This window comes from Ruegeria sp. CDSB013 (assembly GCF_059611165.1).
Genome location: NZ_JBXWPA010000001.1, coordinates 55,472 through 74,551 on the forward strand (window position 1 = coordinate 55,472; position 19,080 = coordinate 74,551).

General features: G+C 55.5%; 21 protein-coding genes. 18 read left to right on the top strand and 3 right to left on the bottom strand.

Going from position 1 to position 19,080, the window contains the following annotated elements; genetic code table 11:
* Positions 1 to 15 precede the first annotated feature (15 nt).
* The 14 genes from AC2FJF_RS00270 to AC2FJF_RS00335 all read left to right on the top strand — a co-directional run bounded on the left by AC2FJF_RS00270 (position 16) and on the right by AC2FJF_RS00335 (position 13,092).
* Positions 16 to 729, top strand: a complete 714-nt coding sequence (locus AC2FJF_RS00270) for an IS6 family transposase (protein WP_496721917.1) — start codon at positions 16 to 18, stop codon at positions 727 to 729.
* Between the two features lie 67 nt (positions 730 to 796).
* The gene (locus AC2FJF_RS00275) at positions 797 to 1,723 is read left to right on the top strand and encodes a hypothetical protein (RefSeq protein ID WP_496721919.1); all 927 of its coding nucleotides are present in this window, start codon (positions 797 to 799) and stop codon (positions 1,721 to 1,723) included.
* Positions 1,724 to 1,807: 84 nt separating this feature from the next.
* Positions 1,808 to 2,764: an AAA family ATPase gene (locus AC2FJF_RS00280; protein ID WP_496721921.1), complete on the top strand. Its 957-nt coding sequence runs from the start codon at positions 1,808 to 1,810 to the stop codon at positions 2,762 to 2,764.
* Positions 2,761 to 3,666, top strand: a complete 906-nt coding sequence (locus AC2FJF_RS00285; protein ID WP_496721923.1) for a DUF58 domain-containing protein — start codon at positions 2,761 to 2,763, stop codon at positions 3,664 to 3,666. Before AC2FJF_RS00280 ends, AC2FJF_RS00285 begins: the two co-directional genes overlap by 4 nt.
* Positions 3,663 to 4,034 (top strand): hypothetical protein, encoded by a 372-nt coding sequence (locus AC2FJF_RS00290; protein ID WP_496721925.1) that lies wholly within the window; start codon positions 3,663 to 3,665, stop codon positions 4,032 to 4,034. Before AC2FJF_RS00285 ends, AC2FJF_RS00290 begins: the two co-directional genes overlap by 4 nt.
* Complete coding sequence (locus AC2FJF_RS00295; protein WP_496721927.1) at positions 4,012 to 4,989, top strand: VWA domain-containing protein; 978 nt, start codon at positions 4,012 to 4,014, stop codon at positions 4,987 to 4,989. Before AC2FJF_RS00290 ends, AC2FJF_RS00295 begins: the two co-directional genes overlap by 23 nt.
* Positions 4,986 to 5,885 (top strand): vWA domain-containing protein, encoded by a 900-nt coding sequence (locus AC2FJF_RS00300; protein ID WP_496721929.1) that lies wholly within the window; start codon positions 4,986 to 4,988, stop codon positions 5,883 to 5,885. The genes AC2FJF_RS00295 and AC2FJF_RS00300 overlap by 4 nt, the downstream gene beginning before the upstream one ends.
* Entirely contained in the window at positions 5,882 to 6,556 is a 675-nt protein-coding gene (locus tag AC2FJF_RS00305) for a hypothetical protein (protein ID WP_496721931.1), read from the top strand. Before AC2FJF_RS00300 ends, AC2FJF_RS00305 begins: the two co-directional genes overlap by 4 nt.
* A complete protein-coding gene (locus AC2FJF_RS00310; protein WP_496721933.1) occupies positions 6,553 to 7,734 on the top strand; it encodes a hypothetical protein in 1,182 nt (393 codons plus the stop codon). The genes AC2FJF_RS00305 and AC2FJF_RS00310 overlap by 4 nt, the downstream gene beginning before the upstream one ends.
* Positions 7,735 to 7,844: 110 nt before the next feature.
* Positions 7,845 to 8,564, top strand: a complete 720-nt coding sequence (locus tag AC2FJF_RS00315) for a response regulator (RefSeq protein WP_496721935.1) — start codon at positions 7,845 to 7,847, stop codon at positions 8,562 to 8,564.
* 9 nt (positions 8,565 to 8,573) lie between these two features.
* Positions 8,574 to 9,731, top strand: coding sequence for an FIST N-terminal domain-containing protein (locus tag AC2FJF_RS00320; RefSeq protein WP_496721937.1), 1,158 nt, complete (start codon positions 8,574 to 8,576; stop codon positions 9,729 to 9,731).
* Between the two features lie 2 nt (positions 9,732 to 9,733).
* Positions 9,734 to 11,989, top strand: coding sequence for a hybrid sensor histidine kinase/response regulator (locus AC2FJF_RS00325; protein WP_496721938.1), 2,256 nt, complete (start codon positions 9,734 to 9,736; stop codon positions 11,987 to 11,989).
* A 45-nt stretch (positions 11,990 to 12,034) separates the two neighbouring features.
* Positions 12,035 to 12,709 carry a hypothetical protein gene (locus AC2FJF_RS00330; protein WP_496721940.1) on the top strand — a complete coding sequence of 225 codons (675 nt, stop codon included), beginning with the start codon at positions 12,035 to 12,037 and terminating at the stop codon, positions 12,707 to 12,709.
* 47 nt (positions 12,710 to 12,756) lie between these two features.
* A complete protein-coding gene (locus AC2FJF_RS00335) occupies positions 12,757 to 13,092 on the top strand; it encodes a hypothetical protein (RefSeq protein WP_496722949.1) in 336 nt (111 codons plus the stop codon).
* 18 nt (positions 13,093 to 13,110) lie between these two features.
* On the opposite strand, the gene AC2FJF_RS00340 is transcribed toward AC2FJF_RS00335, so the two are convergent.
* The gene (locus AC2FJF_RS00340) at positions 13,111 to 13,923 is read right to left on the bottom strand and encodes a quinoprotein dehydrogenase-associated SoxYZ-like carrier (protein ID WP_496721942.1); all 813 of its coding nucleotides are present in this window, start codon (positions 13,921 to 13,923) and stop codon (positions 13,111 to 13,113) included.
* 122 nt (positions 13,924 to 14,045) lie between these two features.
* Between AC2FJF_RS00340 and AC2FJF_RS00345 the strand changes: the two genes are divergently transcribed.
* Positions 14,046 to 15,077: a quinoprotein relay system zinc metallohydrolase 2 gene (locus AC2FJF_RS00345; protein WP_496721944.1), complete on the top strand. Its 1,032-nt coding sequence runs from the start codon at positions 14,046 to 14,048 to the stop codon at positions 15,075 to 15,077.
* 4 nt (positions 15,078 to 15,081) lie between these two features.
* On the opposite strand, the gene AC2FJF_RS00350 is transcribed toward AC2FJF_RS00345, so the two are convergent.
* Together AC2FJF_RS00350 and AC2FJF_RS00355 are read right to left on the bottom strand one after the other, a co-directional pair.
* Positions 15,082 to 15,861 carry a pentapeptide repeat-containing protein gene (locus AC2FJF_RS00350; protein ID WP_496721946.1) on the bottom strand — a complete coding sequence of 260 codons (780 nt, stop codon included), beginning with the start codon at positions 15,859 to 15,861 and terminating at the stop codon, positions 15,082 to 15,084.
* A 26-nt stretch (positions 15,862 to 15,887) separates the two neighbouring features.
* Positions 15,888 to 16,502 carry a hypothetical protein gene (locus AC2FJF_RS00355; RefSeq protein ID WP_496721948.1) on the bottom strand — a complete coding sequence of 205 codons (615 nt, stop codon included), beginning with the start codon at positions 16,500 to 16,502 and terminating at the stop codon, positions 15,888 to 15,890.
* Between the two features lie 162 nt (positions 16,503 to 16,664).
* Between AC2FJF_RS00355 and AC2FJF_RS00360 the strand changes: the two genes are divergently transcribed.
* From AC2FJF_RS00360 to AC2FJF_RS00370, 3 genes are read left to right on the top strand one after another with little or no spacing between them, the layout of a single operon-like run.
* Positions 16,665 to 17,777 carry an S-(hydroxymethyl)glutathione dehydrogenase/class III alcohol dehydrogenase gene (locus AC2FJF_RS00360; protein ID WP_496721950.1) on the top strand — a complete coding sequence of 371 codons (1,113 nt, stop codon included), beginning with the start codon at positions 16,665 to 16,667 and terminating at the stop codon, positions 17,775 to 17,777.
* Position 17,778: 1 nt separating this feature from the next.
* A complete protein-coding gene (gene fghA / locus AC2FJF_RS00365) occupies positions 17,779 to 18,612 on the top strand; it encodes an S-formylglutathione hydrolase (RefSeq protein ID WP_496721952.1) in 834 nt (277 codons plus the stop codon).
* A gap of 55 nt (positions 18,613 to 18,667) precedes the next feature.
* On the top strand, positions 18,668 to 19,024 hold the full coding sequence (locus AC2FJF_RS00370) for a c-type cytochrome (protein ID WP_496721954.1): 357 nt from the start codon (positions 18,668 to 18,670) through the stop codon (positions 19,022 to 19,024).
* The last annotated feature ends 56 nt before the right edge of the window (positions 19,025 to 19,080 follow it).

The window sequence follows — 19,080 nt, forward strand, 5'->3', positions numbered from 1 at the left end:
GGTGTTGCGTAGCTTTTGCCCCTGACCAGACCTGCCTCTTTCAAATACTTTAAAACCAGTCCCGAGATCATCCGCTTGGCCGTGATGCTTTACATCCGTTTCCCGCTCTCGCTTCGGAATGTCGAAGATCTGCTGCACGAGCGAGGCATCGACGTGAGCCACGAAACCGTCCGATATTGGTGGAACAGGTTCGGCCCGATGTTTGCCTCCGAGATCAGACAAAAGCGAGTTCAGCAATTGCGAGCACACTCGAAATGGAAATGGCACGTCGACGAGGTCTTTGTGAAGGTGAATGGCAAGCGACACTGTCTGTGGCGGGCTGTTGATCACGAGGGCGAGGTGCTGGAAGCCGTTGTCACCAAACGCCGAAACAAAGCTGCAGCACTGAAATTCCTTAAGAAATTGATGAAACGGTACGGTTGCGCCGCGGAGGTCGTGACCGACCGGTTTGCATCCTACAAAGCAGCGCTCAGAGATTTGGGTGCTCTCGAAAAACAACAGACGGGCAGTTGGCTCAACAACCGCGTTGAGAATTCGCACCTGCCTTTCCGACGAAGAGAGCGCGCTATGCAACGTTTCAGGCGCATGCGAAGTTTGCAGAAATTCGCCTCCGTTCATTCCTCCGTCTACAACCACTTCAACCAGGAAAGATCACTGACCGGCCGAGACACCTTCAAGTTGACACGCAGCGCCGCTCTTGCCGAGTGGCGTCAACTCTGTTCTGGATAGGTTCACGGTTTCTGCGGCAAACTGAGACTGGTTAGAATTCGTCTGACAGCACCTCATGAGGGATTGCATGCGCTATCTTCTGTTGCAAATCACTTTGCTTGTTGCTTTTGCAGGCGCGCTTCATGCGGATAAACGCAACTATATCGAGCTTGCGCAGCAAGGATGGGGGTATGAACTGCGCTCAACGATGTTGGGGCGCGACATGGCGATCCCCGTTCACATAAACGGGCGCGATCTGGCGGGCGCAGCCCTGTGCCTTGTAGGCGAAAAGCCGCATCCACAGACTTTGGCGGTTTTGAGTACATTTCGAGAATTGCTGAAGCACAGTTTTGGTCATCCGACCCCGATGCGTTACGCTGGACTTTCAGCGCGGGACTGTGGAACCGGCCGAACTGTGATTTTGCGGCTATATTCTGGATACCCTCCCAATCGCGATCTTTCAGCTGATATCGACTGGCTTAATGAAGTACATCAGCTTGGGTTGCCTCAGGGGCGCGCCTATGTGGTGACGTCTCCGGCGATGGCGCAGACTTTTTTTGGTCGTCGGGGGCAGGGGACCCATATTGTAGTCAAGCAACCGGCGCATGATCGCCCGGGCAAGCTTGAGAAGGACTTTCACAAGTCGATCCTGCTGGAAGAGTTGTTTCAGTCTTTCACATTTGGCATGGACATCCTGCTATATGATAAGTCCACGGGGTTCTTGTCCAAGCTGCAGGAAACGCCTGTGAACTTGCAGCGGCTGCCGTGGAGTTCGCATGAATTTATGCGCGCTCTGTTGAATTCGAACCCAAGCGGTCTGTGTGCGTTTGACATCTTCATGATGCATGCTGTCGCGCAATCTCCTGCGGATCAAACCATTGACCCAGGCTTCATCGACTACATTGATCGGCAATACGATCGCCTTTGGGCTCAGGCGGATGAGACTCTGGCTGATCCACAATTTGCAGCCTTGTTTGACGAAGGCTGCTCAACATCCGTCCTCGTGCCCAGGTAATACCATCTGCTGTGTTTTGCTGAACGGGCGACTCCGGGTAGCCTGAGCGCAGGTATTGCGCCCTCGGAGTCTATGGGAGGACATATGGACACAAGGTCTGAAAACCCGCCGTGCGCGATTGCGGGATTGTCGGGGTATTTGTCCCAGGGGCTTGTTGGTCACGAGCATCTGGTGGAATCCTTGCTGATCGCGTTGCTGGAAGGCGGTCACCTTCTTGTGGAAGGACCGCCCGGGCTGGCAAAAACGCGCGCGGTCAAAAGGCTGTCGAACGCTGTCGAGGGCAGCTTTGCCCGTATCCAGTGCACACCGGACCTGATGCCTTCCGACGTGACAGGAACGCCTGTGTACCAGCCCCAGGAGGGGCGATTTGAATTTGTACCGGGGCCTGTGTTTCACACTTTGGTGCTTGTTGACGAGATCAACCGCGCTCCACCAAAGGTGCAGTCCGCCCTGCTGGAATCCATGGCAGAGCATCAGGTTACAGTTGGCAATGAAACACACGCTCTGCCGGACCCGTTTCTGGTCATTGCCACACAAAACCCGATCGAACATGACGGGACGTTTCCCTTGCCCGAGGCGCAGCTGGACAGATTCCTATTACATTTGGTTCTGAACTTGCCGGATCTGGAAACGGAACGTCAGATTCTCGACTTGGTCATTGCTGAAACGCAGGATGCTCCGCCAGATGTTCAAAAGATGACGCTCGCGGAATTGATGATTGCGCGCGCTGAAGCACAGGCTGTGCATGTGGCGCCGGAATTGCGAGACTATATCGTGCGCCTCGTGACCGCGACCCGGGAAGGCCCGTTTGCCGAACATGTGGAACATGCAGTCTCACCTCGGGGGTCACTGGCTCTGGCTTCGGCGTCGCGCGCGCGCGCCTATTTGCGAGGCCGAGATTTCGCGTTGCCCGAGGATGTGGCCGCCGTTGCACCGGATGCGCTGGCGCACCGGATGGTAATGACCTGGAGGGCGGTAGCGGATGGGAAAAAGCCGCGCGAGCTGGTGGCCGACATACTGAAAACGGTCGAACCGCTGTGAGCGGTGCGCTGGCACATGCAGGCGTAAGCCTGAGGACAGATGCCCTGATTGCATTGCGGCACCTTGCGATAGCCGACCGCGAGAATCCTCAATTGGCTGCCTTGCCCGGCGGTTTTTTGACCCGTAAGCGCGGGCAGGGCGTCGAAGTTGCAGATGTTCGCGAATACGTAGCCGGGGATGACATTCGACATCTGGATCGCGGCACCACCGCCCGAACAGGGCGTCTGCATATCCGACAGTTTCAGGAGGAACGGGATCGGGTCGCCCTGTTGGTTGCCGATTTCCGCGCGCCGATGTTTTGGGGCCTGCAGCGGGCGTTTCTCTCTGTTGCTGCCGCTGAGGCTCTGGCCTTGATCGGATGGCATATGGTTGAAGGCGGCGGGCGTGTTGGCTTGCTGGCGATATCAACCGACACATCCGTGATTGTTCCGCCACGAGGCAAGACACGCGGGATGCTGGATGTGATCGGCGGCCTGGTTCAGGCTCATTCGCGCAGTCTGAGCGCCTTGCAGAACGGCGAGGATGAGAGGTGGACGCTGGAACAATCGCTTACTGGTGTTGAAAGACTGACGCCCAGCGGGTCCGAGATCATCATCGCGTCTGGTTTTGATCATCAGGGTGATGGGTTTTCTGATCTGTTGGATCGGCTTGATCATCGCCGAAACCCACGTCTGGTCCTTTTGACTGAGAGCAAAACACTTGAGATGCCAAGCGGTTGGTATCCGATCCGCCTGTCGGACGGGCAGCAAAGGCGCGTTTACCTGGGTAAGACAACGACTGATGATGCGCTGATTTACCAGAAGGTTGCTGCACATACGGCGCTTGTTGTGAACGCCAGCGACCCGGTTGAGGAAACCTCTCGCCGCATTTCTTCGGCCTTTGCGGCAAGATACGTGCCATGAGCGAGAAGGCCCTCACTGAGGCCACAATGCTGGCCAGTCTGCGAGACATCCACTTACCCTCCGAGGCTGCGGGCGGGGTGTTCGCCGAATACGCAGCTGTATTCGGGATCGCAGCGTTGGCCTCAGTAGGTTGCGTTGCCATCCTTCGGTTTCTGAGTATCAAGGACACCGCAAACAAAACTTTGAAAACGCCCGAACTATTCGCAGATCGACCCGGTTGGTCTGCGGATCGGCGCAAGGTGGCGCTTTTACATAGGCTACGCGTTCAGAACCCGACGCGTTATGCGGAACTAAGGGGTGAGCTTTACCAACCCGGCGGAGGACCCGATCTGGAGACTCTGCTAGATGAGGTTGCGGGCCGTGTTTGAGCTTGCTGATCCCTGGGTTTTGCTTCTGTTGCCGTTGCCCTTGGTGATTGTTCGCCTGATCAAACCACGGCCAGTCTTTGAACGCGGGTTCCCTGTTCCGGATCGCATTGGCGGGATGCTGTTGGCGGCAAGTCCTCAGGTTAACGCCGCGAACCATCGCTTGGCGGATCGCCTCATCTTGTGGGCCATTTGGGCGCTGACTGTCTTTGCCTTGTCCGGTCCGCGTGAGCTGCAACCAGTCAGTGCGTTGAAAGTTTCCGGGCGGGATCTTGCGATTGTTTTGGATCTTTCGGGTTCGATGGTGCGGGATGATTTTCATCTCGATGGGCGCCAGATCACCCGGCTGGAGGCAGTGACAAGCGTTGGGTCCGAGTTCGCCCGACGCCGCGCTGGCGACCGGGTGGCTTTGATTGTGTTCGGCTCTGAAGCCTATTTCGCCACGCCTTTCACATTCGATACCGAGGCTGTTGCGCGAAGGATCGAAGAGGCCACGATAGGCATATCGGGTCGTGCAACCAACATATCCGATGGACTGGGCCTCGCGTTGAAGCGGCTCGCTGACAGTCAGGCAGCGTCGCGCGTTGTGATCCTGTTATCGGACGGGGTGAACAACGCGGGGGCTACGAACCCTCGGGGCGTCGCAGAGCTGGCCGCTGAAATGGGCGTGCGGGTTCACACAATTGCGCTTGGCCCCAAAGACCTGCAAAGCGCTGAGGTCGGTGAACGCGGAGTGGTTGATGCGGCGACTTTGCGCGCCATTGCCGAGGTATCGGGCGGAGAGGCTTTTCGCGTCAAAACCACCGATGATCTGATCGAAGTGGCTCAAGCTCTGGATCGGCTGGAAGCGACGGATAGCGCGGGCCTTACGGCTGAGGTTCACAAATCTTATTGGACATGGCCCGCAGCAATGGCGGCAGCCCTTGCTTTAATTGTGGCGTGGAGGCAGGCGGAATGACTGATTTGGATGTCACTCTTCTTAGGCCATTTTGGGGACTTTCCGTGTTCTTCCTATGCGCGATGGGCTGGTGGGTAATATCTCGCCCCGGTGGGTTTGGTGCCTGGGACAGAGTAACCGATCCTCAGCTTATGAAAGCGATGGCGGCGATTGGCAGGATCGAAGGCGGTTCGATCCCGTTCACGCCAGTCGCTTTTCTGCTGACCAGCGGGATCGTTGTCATCGCGCTTACAGGCCCGGCCATCGAACGGCGCGACGCGCAAACCTATCACAATCTGGATGGTGTGCTGTTCCTTGTGGATGCATCAGACAGCGTGGTGGATGACAGCCGCTGGCCACAAATGCTGAGCATGGGGCGTTTTGGCGTCAGCGCGCTTGGATCCCGGCCCGGTGGCATCATTGTATTTGCAGGTGATGCCTATGTCGCAACGGACATGACAACGGATCACCGCCAATTGGGACAAACATTCTCTCTCATCGACAGAGAAACCGTTCCCGACAAAGGGTCACGTCCTGAGCGTGCACTCGCACTGGCGCTCCGACGGATTGAAGAAGCCGGGATTTTGGCCGGGGACGTGGTGATATTCACGGACGGAGCCGGATTGGGCTCACTCTCGCTGCAACAGGTCGCGTCTCTTGCGTCGCGCAGTGCGCGCGTGTCTTTGGTGTCGCTACAGTCTCCGACGGCGCAAACGCAAACGCATGCCGGTGTAGGCGGTGGTGCCGTGTTTACGTTGGACCAGATGGATGATCTGGCTCTTTGGTTGGCCGATGATGCCGCAACTCGGTTGGAACGTGCAGACTATCCGGTATTGTTTTGGCACGATCTGGGGCGGTATCTGTTGTTCTTGGCGCTGTTCCCCCTCTTGGTATTGTTTTGGAGGGAACGCGCATGAGATGGCTTGCGATCGCGGGTGTTGCATGTTTCGTTCTTGCTCTTGCTTTGGGCGGTGCCGCCCCATTTGGCCGCGTTGCCTTGGCGATTGGCCTATATCCGTTGGCGGCAAACCTGTTATCTGACCCCAACTGGCAAGGTGTCGCCCTATACCGTTCTGGAGATTTCGACGAAGCCGCCGAAGCGTTCAAAAGCGCCGGTGACCAGTACAATCTCGGCAATGCCGAGGCCCAGAACGGTAAATTGGCCGCCGCACTGGAGGCGTATGATCAGGCCATCGGCAAGGGTAGCCCGGATGCACAGGCAAATTTCGATGTGCTGGCCGCCTATTATGCGGCGCAGCAGATCGAGCCAGAGGCGTTGGGCCTTTTCCCGGAACGCAAGTCAGGTCCCAAAGCCGAAAGCTTTGTGGCCCGTGGAAATGCGCGCGCGGCGGGCACGGGCAGCGAGGTCACAAACTCGAACACGATGCTGGGACTGGCGGAATTGGACAGCCGCGGGCGATTGGGTGTGCGACGAATCTTTGATGACAAATTCATGGTTGCGGACCAACGATGGCTCAATCAGCTTTCCGATGTTCCGGGTGAGTTCATGGCGGCCCGTATCGCGCAGGAATACAAACGCAGGGTCAAGCTGGGCCTTTCGCCTCCTGAAGCGGAGAGCCCGGAATGAAGTGGTTGGTCTTACTTCTCATCGTTTTCCCAGTTCAGGTGCTGGCCCAATTAAAGACCGTGCTGCCATCCGAGGCATCGATAGAGGTTACCATTGAAGACAACGGATCTGTTCCCTTCACCCGGGAGATGGTGCTTTTGACGATCCGGGGTGTTTACCGCCGGCACATCACTCGTGAGGAACTAGTCCAACCCGATTTTGAAGGGTTTAGCTGGGCGCAGCTTGGGCCGGACAGTTGGTCGGAAGAAAGGATCAATGGTCGGAAGTTCAAAGTGTTTACCCGGCGCATGGCAATCTATCCGGTCGAGGCGGGCGAGCTTGCGATTGGTCCATTCGTTCACCGGTTGACGCTGACTGACGAAAATGACGACTGGTTTGAACATGAGATTCAATCGGAACCACTGTCCATTCAGGTCACTGAAGCCCCGGCCACGAAGGATTGGTGGTTTCCGGTACGCAAGTTGCAAATCTCAGACCAATGGTCCAATGCCCCGGATCAACTCGCCCCGGGTGAGGGTGTGTTGCGTGTCATCCGGCTGGAGGCTTTAGGTGCAACCCCCGAGATGATCCCGCCGATGCCAGAGTTGACCTCACCTTCGGCTCTGATCTTCGCGCATCCTGAGAAACGTCTAGTCGAATTGACCCCGGAGGGGCCAGTAACCTATGCATTCTGGCGCTGGACCATTCGCCCGTCTAACGATACGTCGGGCATTGTTGAACCCCTGCAATTCAGCTATTTTGACACCTTCGCGCGCGAAGCTCGTGAGGTCACGATTTCACCACAACGCATTGCGTACGGCACAGTCACCGGAGCGGTGCCCACTGACGACCCCGAGGAGGTAGCGCCACCTGTGACGTTGCTGAAATGGCCAGCTTTCACAATCGCCGCTGTCGTTTTTCTGGCTGGTCTGGTTTTAGGCATGTCTGGGCATAAAGTGGCCGCTTCAAAGGCATTGCAGCGTATTAGGGTTTTCGATCCCCTGGTTCGTGATTTGCGGGGTTACGCCAAGGCCGGTCGCGCAAACGGGATGCGACAAACTGCTGTTGCGATCTTACGTCGGGACGGACCCTCATCCGGGCACCTTGAACAAATTCGAGACTTTGACAGGCAGGTGTTCGATCCCAAGGTAGCGGCACCTGATTTGAATGAATTTGTCAGGAAATTCCTCAAAAATTAGACCCTCCGAGTTATCAAACTTCTGTTATCTATGGAATCTTTTGAAAGTATCAAAATGAAACAGTTGAACTGATCAAGAAATGATGTACTTTTCCCATTGGAGGAGAGGCCATGCTTACTGCGGGATGCCCTGAACCGTTGGACCGAGTGTCCAGCGTGCTTATTGTCGATGATCATCCGCTGTTTAGCGACGCACTGGCTGCGGCGTTGCAACTGAGTTTCGAGAATTGCCGGATTGAAAAAGCCAGCACGCTCGCACAATCATTTGAGATACTTGGCGAGGGCTTCAAACCTGACCTGATCATGTTTGACCTCAAATTGCCAGACGTCACAGGGATCTCGGGTTTTCAACAATTCCGACAGCGTTGTCCGAAGGTGCCGGTTCTGGTTATTTCCTCTCTTGCATCCGGAGAGCTTGTGCGATCTTTGCTGGAACATGGTGCGATGGGGTTCCTTCCCAAAGATACGCCAGCGAAAACACTCAAGATCGCGATTCATGAAATCGCGTCTGGCCGTAAGTATGTGCCCGCCGAATACAGTCGGGTTGAAGAGACAAAGCCAGTAGAGAGCATTGTCTATCAATCCAGCCCTGAACTTTCATCACTGACGCCGCAACAGGTCAAAATTCTCAAACTTATTTGTGTGGGCCAATCGAACAAACAGATCGCATACGAGCTGTCGTTGGCCGAGGCGACCGTCAAGGCGCATATCACCGCTTTACTGCGTCGACTTAGGGTGCGCAATCGAACCCAGGCCGCTGTTCTGGTCGACTCGGTTGTCGCCCGTCAGTCGCGACATGAGCCGGAGGTTAAATCCTTTCTTCAGCACTAGGGGGCGCAAATGCGGGATCTGGAGCACGGACCGAATTTCATCGCTATTGGCCGTTCCACAAACTCGGACGCAAAAACCGCTGTTGAAGAAGCCTGTGCGGAATTGGATTGTCACTTATCGTGCTTCGTCTTGGCCTTTGTTCCCAGCAATCTTGATCCGGCGGAAGTGTCGAGATGCCTGAACTGGAAACTCGCGGGCGTTCCCGTTTTCGGCTGCACCACTGCGGGGCAAATAACGCGATCAGGTTATGAAGCAGATGCGCTGTTGCTGCTGGCCTTTCCGAAATCCAACTTTCGATGCTCCTCCATTCTGTACGAGGAACTCAGGCCGTTGGATTCAACGGAAATCGCAGCCACCGCGCAACGTCAGGCCGAGAGATTCCGTCATACGGCGGGATGGAACCGTTTGGCTTTGGTGTTCTCGGATGGATTGTCCAAGCAAGAAGATCTGCTGGTCTCAACTCTGGAAACGGTTCTTGACGGATTGCCGATCTTTGGCGGCTCTGCCGGAGATGGCCTTCAATATGAAGAAACGTTTGTTTTACATGGCGGCAGTGCCTACAGCAATGCCGCTATCCTGTTGTTGATTGAGACCAACCTTGGTTTTCAAGGCATCGGTTTTGACCATTTCCTGCCAATCGGGTCAGAGATTATTATCACCGATGCCAATCCGGAAGAGCGTGTGGTCTATGAGATCAATGGTGCCCCGGCGGCGCAGGAATACGCGCGGCTGGTCGGCTGCACAGCCGAGGATCTTTCGCCGCTGGTTTTTGCAGAAAACCCGCTGCTTCTGCGGCAAAATCTGAATTACTACGTGCGCGCCATTCGCGAACCGATGGACGGGGGCTCGCTGTCCTTTCTTGCGGCGATAGACGATGGCCTGATTATGACTTTGGGACGCGGGAAGGAGATCATCGAAACGCTCAAAGCCGGGCTCGATGTACGCAGCAATACCGGAACGGCACCGGATTTCATCCTTGGGTTCGACTGTATTTTGCGCAAGCTGGAAATCGAACAGAAACAGCTGAGCAATCAGGTCTCGGACGTTTTGCAATCCCACCGGGTTGTTGGTTTCAACACCTACGGAGAACAGCAATCCGGTGTACACATGAATCAGACCTTTGTGGGGGTCGCCTTCTTTGAACCGGAGAAGCGGGACCTAAGCTGACCATGCTTAATCCAGACGATCCGCTCGAGATTCAGGTCTCGAAACAAGCCAAGATCATTGATGCGCTGATGCGGCGTGCCATTCGCCAAAAGGACGTCGGGCCATCCGCCTTCCTGGCGTTTCAGTCCGCGATCGAGTTGCAGCAGCAGGTGATGGAGCAGAGCCGCGATCTGGAACGGGCAACCACCGAACTTGAAAGCGCCAGATACGAACGGGAGCAAACACGCAAAAGCCTCGTCAAAGCGCTGTCTTCCATGGAAGAAGGATTCGCGCTGTTCACTGATGGTGAGTTAAACCTGTGTAACGAGCTGTTTCAGGCGATCTTCCCGGATATGTCGGACATTGTCGGGCCTGGACTTAGCCTTGGGCGGTTCTTTCTATTGGTACAAAACAGCCCTGAGTTCGTATCGTCCGACCATGGTATCTCGAACATGTTGGACACGCTTGAACGCAATTGCCATACGGGCATGGTGTCAAGTGAAGTGGTCGAACTGCGTGGCGATCGCTGGTATCAATTCAGCGCGCAATACACGTCACCTCAGAACGTGGTTATTCTGCTCACCGATATCACTTCGGTTGTGCGTCGGAACCGCGACGAGAAAGAGACCCTGATCGACCGGCAGGAAGACTACCTTCAGGCGGTTTTCCAAAACATGAGCTCTGGCGTTTGCACCTTCTCGTCTGAGTCCCAGATCATGATGCACAATGCGCGGTTTCGAGAGATTCTGAACCTGCCTCTCTCTCTTTTGCGGGGAAACGTACCTGTGAAAACGCTTTTGGATCTGATGCGAACACGGGGGCTGATTAAGGTCGATGATGAACGTAGAATCGGTCGATGGCAGCACGAGCTGAAAAATCGGGGCTGGCTGCGCAAACGTGTACGCGATGGATCGGACCGTGTTTTGGATATACAAGTCAACCAACTGCCTGATGGTGGTTTTCTGGTCGAACTCAAAGACGTCACGCTAGAAGCCCGTGCGACCGAGACTCTGGAAAACCGCGTCATGGAACGTACGGCAGAATTGACCCATGCAAATGCCAAGCTGGTTCAGGAATACGAAGAAAAAGCCCAGGTGGAAGAGGCGCTGCGGATCGCAAAAGAACGCGCTGAAGCTGCGGTGTCTTCCAAGACACGGTTCCTTGCTGCGGCCAGTCACGACCTGCTTCAGCCTATCAATGCGGCAAAATTGATGATCTCAACTTTGCTGGAGATCACGCGCGAGAGCGAGCTTTATGAGATGATGGAGCGACTAGACGGTGCATTCGGTTCTGCCGAGCAGTTGTTGCATTCATTGCTGGATATCTCACGGCTCGAAACAGATGACCCGGATACGGTCTCGCCCACAGATGTCAGCCTCGCCTCGATAATTGCAGGGATACAAGGCGACCAGATGCTGGTCGCTGAGAACAAAAATGTGAAGCTTGATGTGGTTCTGTGCTCGGTAATCGTGAACTCCGATCCGGTCTATCTTTTACGCTCGATCCAGAATCTTGTAGTGAATGCCATCCAATACACTGAGCCCGGTGGTCGGGTATTGGTGGGGTGTCGCAGACGTGGTGACAAAGTCATCCTGCAAGTCTGGGACACGGGTATTGGCATTGCACGCAAAGATCAGGAACGTGTGTTCGAAGAATTTACACGCGCTGAAAACGGGCCTCTTGGGTCCGGTATGGGACTGGGTTTGTCCGTCGTGGACCGCGCGTGCCGGCTTTTGGGCCACAAACTGGCTCTTCGGTCAAAACCCGGGATGGGATCGGTTTTTAGCATCGAAATGGACAAGGTCGAAACCGAGCAAAGTGTTGTTGAACCATTGGATCTTTTGACGAACGTCAGAGATCTGCCGTTGGATTTCATCGTATTGGTTATCGAAAATGACCGTGATGTTCTGTTTGGCACAACGCAATGGCTAGAACAGAATGGCGCCAGTGTTCTGCCAGCCCCGTCACCGCAGGAAGCCATGCAGTTCATCACAGATATAGGAATGCCGCCTGATATCATTCTAGCGGATTACCAACTGGATGATGGTGAAACTGGTGTGAACACAATTCGCCAAATCAGAGAGATGACGCAGACTCAGATTCCGGCGATTTTGATCACGGCGGATCGCAGCGAAGCTTTGCGCAAAGACGGATTGCGGCATGAGATTTCCGTTATGACAAAACCGGTCAAGCTGCCCCGTCTCCGGTCCTTGATCATCTGGAAGGTTCAGCACGCTCTGGCCACTCAATCGCTCGACACCGACAAAAGTCGGCGGTGACATGGGGCGAATAGCCAATACTTTCATTCATGGGAGGACAAAATCATGAGACTGTTTCTTTGCGGGCTGGCGGTTTCATTTTTGAGCCTTAATCCTTTGGCCGCGGCCTCGATTGACGCGGAACAGGCCTATGGTTTGCTGTTCCACAATGGTGTTCTGGACACAATCGCACGTGACAAAGAATTGGTTTACCAACGCACAGTCACAAACCAGCTTCGGGCCGACACAGCCGAGCGTGATACCGGCGATATCGCGCTCAGCTTCGCGGACGATGGAACCGAGATGGCGCATCTGGAGTTTCGCCAAAATGACAAACATCGCGCCATGGGAGTTTTTCCGGCCAGTGTCGGGAATCCGATGATCATGGTGTTTTATGAAAGCGTTGTCCGGGATATGGCTGAGTCTGCAGGGGGCAGCCCGTTCTACATCCGAAACCGCGTCAAAGACGCGCTGGTTCGACCTGCCGAAATTATCGAGGGTGACGCGTTGCTCAATGGCGAAACCATCCCTGTACAGACCATCTTCATGCGGCCCTTTGCCGAGGATCCGAACCGGGACCGGATGCAAGGGTTCGGGGATCTCGTCCTGAGCGTCACGGTGTCAGAAGAAGTTCCCGGTTGGTATCTGAGCTTTGTGGCGGAAGTCGTGCCGGAAGGCGGCGACTTGACTGTCTATAGATCGGAGATTCAGTTTGAAGGTTTGCAGGAGAGTCGCGAATGATAACATGGGTCCGTAAATGGGAACGTAGTCGCATGTCTTTCAATGCTATGTTCGCGGCTTTACTGATCGTGCCGGTCGTAGTGTCGGCGCAAAGCGTTGCAGACCGGCTTAACGACTACCCGACCGCCGCACGCGCGGACTACGTATTCGCTTGCATGGTCACAAACGGCCAAACCCGCGAGATGTTGGACCGGTGTTCATGCTCAATCGATCTGATCGCTTCGATCCTGCCATATGAGCAATACGAAAAGGCGGAAACCGTCCTTTCGATGCGCCGCGTCGGAGGCGAACGCATGGCGTTCTTCAAAAATGCGGTTTTAGCCGAAACCATGGTGGCTGACCTGCGCCGGGCGCAGGCTGAAGCCGAGGTTGTCTGCTTCTGAGATTGACGCTGAGGGCGCTTAGCTGGCCGCAGCCTTGGGCAGGTCTTTCTCAAAAGTATTGCCCTCGGTATCTGTGGCCTTGACCGTCAACATGGTCGTGCCGTTGTCGTTATAGGCAAACCGGAAAGCAGGGTTTTCCGAGATAGAGATGCCGCCGTCCATGGTGAACAACAGCTCTTCGCCCTGCCAAACTTCGATATGGTCGATGAAGTGCGCCGGAATGAACAGTTGCGTGACCTGATCGCGCTGCAGACCGGAATAGTTCGGGTGCCGGATCATGATCTGAGCTTCACGGCGCGGTGTCGATACCTGTGCTTCTTGCCCAAAACTGCGCAGTTTCATCTTGCCCATCGACGCCAAAGCGACCTCGGGGTCTTTGCTGGCTGGCGCTGAACAGCCGCCCGAGGCTTTGACAAACCGGCCTGTCATGTGGAGCCCGTCGGGCGTTTCAGCGATCACGCGGACATTCGAATACTGGTTCACCCGAACGCGCATCTCGAAATCCAGTTCTCCCATGGCCGGTGAAAAGGTGAAGACACCTGCAATTGGAGCTGGGTTTTCGTCGATTACAACGGTGGCGGCGGATATCTTGGCATTGGGATCAAGTTGCTTCAGAACGATGGGCACTGTTGCTGCGTCATGCGCCCGATAGGGAGCATCCAGCGAAAGCAGCGTGTCCGCGTTCCCGATCTTGGCATCACCCACCACATCAAACTGAAGGTCATGCCAGGTCTCGCCGTCGACCAGCGGATTCTTCACCGGTTGATCTGCCCACGCGGGCAAGAATAGCGCAAGTGAAAGGATCGTTGCGGGTGCTAGTGTTCTGGCCATGTCGTCTCCTCCGGCAACCGGTGTCGCAGAATATGTCATAAAACACCAAGAAAATACATGCCGACGAAAGGTGGTGTGGTTCTGGCAGCGAACTGTGCCAGTGTTCCGAACGGAGGGTTGCCATGTTTGAGGCCGTGATTTTGCTATGCGCGCAGGCCGCGACCGAGCCGTGCAGAGAGCAGCTTTTGCCGGGCTACGAAGCCGAATACCAAGCTGACTGCGAGCAGAAGCTAAAGGCGCGGCCTCCGTCGCTTTCTGATGGACACAGAGGTGATCCCTTCTGCCAAGTTATTGGGGTGGAATTGAAATTCGATGAAGTTGCACCCGGCCTGTTTGTGCATCGTGGTTTGATCGAGGAGCCGAACGCGGACAATCTGGGCGACGTCTCGAATATCGGATTTGTCGTCGGCCAAGACAGTGTTGCGGTGATCGATACGGGAACAGCACCCTGGATGGGCGAGGCCGTCTGGCGTGCCGTTCGGGCAGAGACGGACAAACCCGTCAGTCACGTAATATTGACCCATATGCATCCCGATCACACACTCGGAACGGCACCTTTGACTCTTTCAGGGGCGCTGGTTGTTGGTCATGTGGGCTTGGAAAGAGCGCTTCTGGACAGGCTCGGCAACTACGTCGAAAGCCTGAGCGCCGCGATCGGCCCCGACGCTTATGTGGGTGTTGGGCCAATTACAGTCGATATCGCGGTTAAATCCGAGGAAGAGATTGATTTGGGCGGGCGGAAACTGATCCTGCGGGCCTGGGAGAGGGCCCATACCGGGAATGATCTGACGGTATTGGATGTGAACACCGGTGTTATGTTCACCGGCGATCTGGTGTTTCATCGGCACACTCCGGCCCTGGATGGCGCTTTGATCGGTTGGCAGCGTGTTCTCAAAAAGATGACCGGGATGGATGTCGCCCAAATCGTGCCTGGTCATGGCGGGCCGGTCCTGGCCTGGCCGGTAGGTGCCGAGGATATGGTTCGCTATCTGGTTGTGCTCGAGGCGGACACGCGGGCAGCAATTGACGGCGGCGAACGTCTGGGCGATGCGGTTGAAACAATTGCGCAAGGCGAAGAGGCAAACTGGGAACTGTTTGAGGCTTATAATCCGCGCAACGCAACGGTCGCGTTTACCGAACTTGAATGGGAATAACCCGTTAACGAATGGCGCGCGTCAGGTTTTTTGCTGCTTCCAGGTTGGTCTGATCTGCGTCCTGGACATCCGTCAGCCGTGTTGAGGTTAGATCAGCGTTTCTAAAATCAGCACCAGACAACGTGGCTCCAGACAGGTCTGCGCCGCCCAATGTGGCCATCGACAGGTCTGCCCCGGTGAAATTCGCGTTTGGCAGCTTGGCAAATTCCAGATCGGCGCGGGACATATTCGCGTCGGTGAAATCCACGTCCGATCCACGAGCCGAAGTTAAAACGCCGCGCATTAGCCCCATGGACTGATTGCGCATATCAGCCGAGAAATCTGCCCCTCTGAACACTGCGCGGGTCAGGTTCGCCTTGGTGAAGTCAGCAGCCGTTCTGGCATTTGTGAAATCAGTGTCGCTCAGGTCTGCCTTGCTGAGCTGGGTCTGAAAGAGCTCCGCCCCAATAAGCGATGCGCCAGAAAGGTTAGCGCCTATCATCCAGGCCTGGCTCAGAATCGCACCGTCGAGAGTTGATCCGGACAAATCCGCGCCGTTCATTGACGCCGCCCTTAGAATCGCATTGCTGAAATCCAGTTCGGACAAGTCCAGATTGTTTAGCCAAACCCGGGTGAAATCGGCGGGTTTGTCGGTCATGGCGGTGTCCAACCGGGCGACAACGTCGGCGCGGGTCATCTGCGTTTCGGTCATTTTAGGCAATGTCATGTCAACGCCACTGAGCGGTGACTGGCCAAAAGCGTATGGTGGCGTAAGAGCTAACAAGATGATCAGTAAGGGTCTCATGTATCCCTCCGTTTTTGGCTGGCGCTTTAACCCTGATCCGACGTCAACTGCTGCAGCATTTGCGAGATCGCAAACAGACGGCGCTCAATTATTTGAGGAGTTTCGCAGAGATAGGTGATCGAGCGCTGACGGTCTGTATAAATCAACTGGTCCCAATCCAACTGCTCTTCAAGGGCATCGACGCGGTCATAATCCGGCGGGTCAGCAGAAAGGGCTTGCTCCATTTCCACTCGGGCCAGATCAATTTTTTTGGCTATGTCGATCTGATTCAGTGAAAACTCTCCGATCCCGGCGATGATGCGCTTGCGTCGTTTCGACAAGGTTTCGAAGACACGCTGGAACACCATTCCTAATACATCCGAATCCCCGCTGTAGCGCGCTGCAAAATCCGCGACTTGGGGCTTCAGGTCTTCCAGTTCGATCCGTCTCAGGGCCAGCAGTCCGACGATTTCGTCAATGTCGGCGCTGTTTTGTGTGGATTCACTCTCACTAACCTGGTGCGGCCACATAAGACCCAACGACAGATCTTCGACTTTGCGTTGAACACACGGCCAGGTTGGATCGGAAAAATCCGCTGCAATACTTGGACCAGCCGTACCGAGCCAAGCCAGTGCCATAACAATCAGCTTGCCGTTCGACATCGCAGCTCTCCTCCACGCGGATATTATGCATGAAATCTGCGCGCTAAGTCCATTTAACCCAATACACACCATTGTCTTAATTGTTTGAACAAGGGGCTGACCCTCATACTCGACCCAAGCTGCCGGTCTGAATGATTCCGGCGCAGGGGAGGACCGACAGAAATGAGAACACGCGCGGCGGTTGCTGTGGCGGCAGGCCAACCTTTGGAAATAATGGAGGTTGAACTTGATGGCCCGAAAGCAGGCGAAGTCCTGATCGAGGTGAAGGCGACCGGTCTATGCCATACCGACGAGTTTACCCGTTCGGGCGATGACCCCGAAGGGATATTTCCTGCAATTCTGGGACATGAAGGTGCTGGAGTTGTTCTGGAGGTTGGGGAAGGTGTGACCAGCCTTGAGGTTGGGGACCATGTGATCCCGCTTTACACCCCCGAATGCCGCGAGTGCGAATATTGCCTGAACCCCAAGACGAACCTGTGTCAGAAAGTCCGCGCGACGCAGGGGGCGGGTCTGTTGCCGGATGGAACAACCCGGTTCAGCATGTTGGATGGCACGCCGATCCATCACTACATGGGCTGTTCGACCTTCGCCAATCACACGGTGGTGCCAGAAATCGCGTTGGCCAAAGTGCGCAAAGACGCGCCCTTCGACAAGATTTGCTACATCGGCTGTGGCGTCACCACTGGTATCGGGGCGGTAATCAACACCGCCAAGGTCGAGATCGGTTCGCGCGGTGTTGTGTTCGGTCTCGGAGGTATCGGCCTGAACGTCATTCAGGGACTTCGCATGGCTGGCGCGGATCAGATCGTTGGTGTCGATCTGAACGATGGCAAGGCAGAAATGGCGACGCGTTTCGGGATGACCGATTTCGTCAACCCAGCAAATGTCGAAGGCGATCTGGTGGCGCATCTGGTTGAATTGACTGGGGGTGGTTCAGACTACACCTTTGACGCCACGGGCAACGTTGGAGTGATGCGCATCGCTTTGGAATGCGCGCACAAAGGGTGGGGTGAAAGCATCATTATCGGTGTTGCGCCAGCTGGAGCCGAAATTTCGACCCGTCCCTTCCAACTGGTCACCGGCCGGACGTGGCGCGGAACGGCGTTTGGCGGCGCTAAGGGTCGGACGGATGTCCCAAAAATCGTCGACTGGTACATGGACGGCAAGATCGAGATCGATCCCATGATCACCCACAAGCTGACGCTAGATGAGATCAATCAGGGCTTTGACCTGATGCACGAAGGTAAGTCGATCAGAGCGGTAGTGGAGTACTAACATGGATCTAAAGGCCATCTCACAAAATCGCAGTTTCGGAGGGGAGCAGACTGTCTTCTCACACTCCTCCGAGACATGCGATTGTGAGATGATCTTTGCCATCTACCTGCCGCCTCAGGCAAAATCCGGTCCGGTGCCGGTGTTGTGGTATTTGTCCGGCCTGACCTGCACCCATGAAAACGCGATGACCAAAGGCGGCTTTCAGGAGGCCGCGGCGGATTACGGCGTTGCTGTGGTGTTTCCTGACACCTCTCCGCGCGGCGACAACGTTGCGGATGACGACGCCTATGATTTGGGGCAGGGGGCAGGGTTTTATGTGAACGCCACCCGCGATCCGTGGCGGTCACATTTCAGGATGTATGATTACATCGTCGACGAGTTGCGCGACATTGTTGTGAGGAACTTCCCGGTTCAGGATCGACATGGGATCACGGGTCATTCCATGGGGGGGCACGGCGCGATTACGATCGCGATACGGAACGCCGACAAATTCGGATCTCTTTCAGCATTTGCACCGATTGCTCATCCGACGCGTTCGGATTGGGGCCGCAAACAGCTCAGCAGCTATCTGGGTGACGACGAAAACACCTGGGTCGAGCATGATGCAACTCTTTTGTTGGAAGAACACGGCTGGAAAGGCGATCTGCTGATTGATCAGGGTGCGGATGATCAGTTTCTCGATTTGCTCAAACCCGAGGCCCTGGCCAACATGATGGCCAAGCGCCGCCAACCCGGACAGATCAGAATTCAGGAAGGGTATGACCATTCGTATTTCTTCGTGAATAGCTTTGCGCGGGACCACGTCGAATGGCACGCCGAACGTCTAAGCCAATGAAAACAGAAAGGAAAGAATGATAGTGTTCAGAACGGTATTCATGGCAACCTGCCTCATGCTTGCACCCACCTTCGCAAGTGCCGAAGGCGATCCCGAAGCGGGTGAGAAAGTTTTCCGCAAGTGCAAAGCCTGTCACGCTGTGGGCGAGGGGGCCGAAAATAAGGTGGGTCCAATGCTGAATGGTATCGTTGGCCGTCAGGCTGCCACCGTTGAGGGGTTTGGCTATTCACCAGTGCTGATTTCCCTGTCCGAAGAAGGGCTGGTTTGGACACCCGAAGAACTGGACGCGTTTCTGACCAAACCACGCGACTATGCGAAGGGGATCAAGATGACCTTTGCTGGGCTGCGTAAGGAGGACGATCGCACCAATATCATCGCATATCTTGCGACCTTTGAGGACACCGGGTCGTAAGAGATCGAGTTGCTTGCCCGTCGATGTGACCGGAAAAGGGCCGGTCTGGGCGAGCA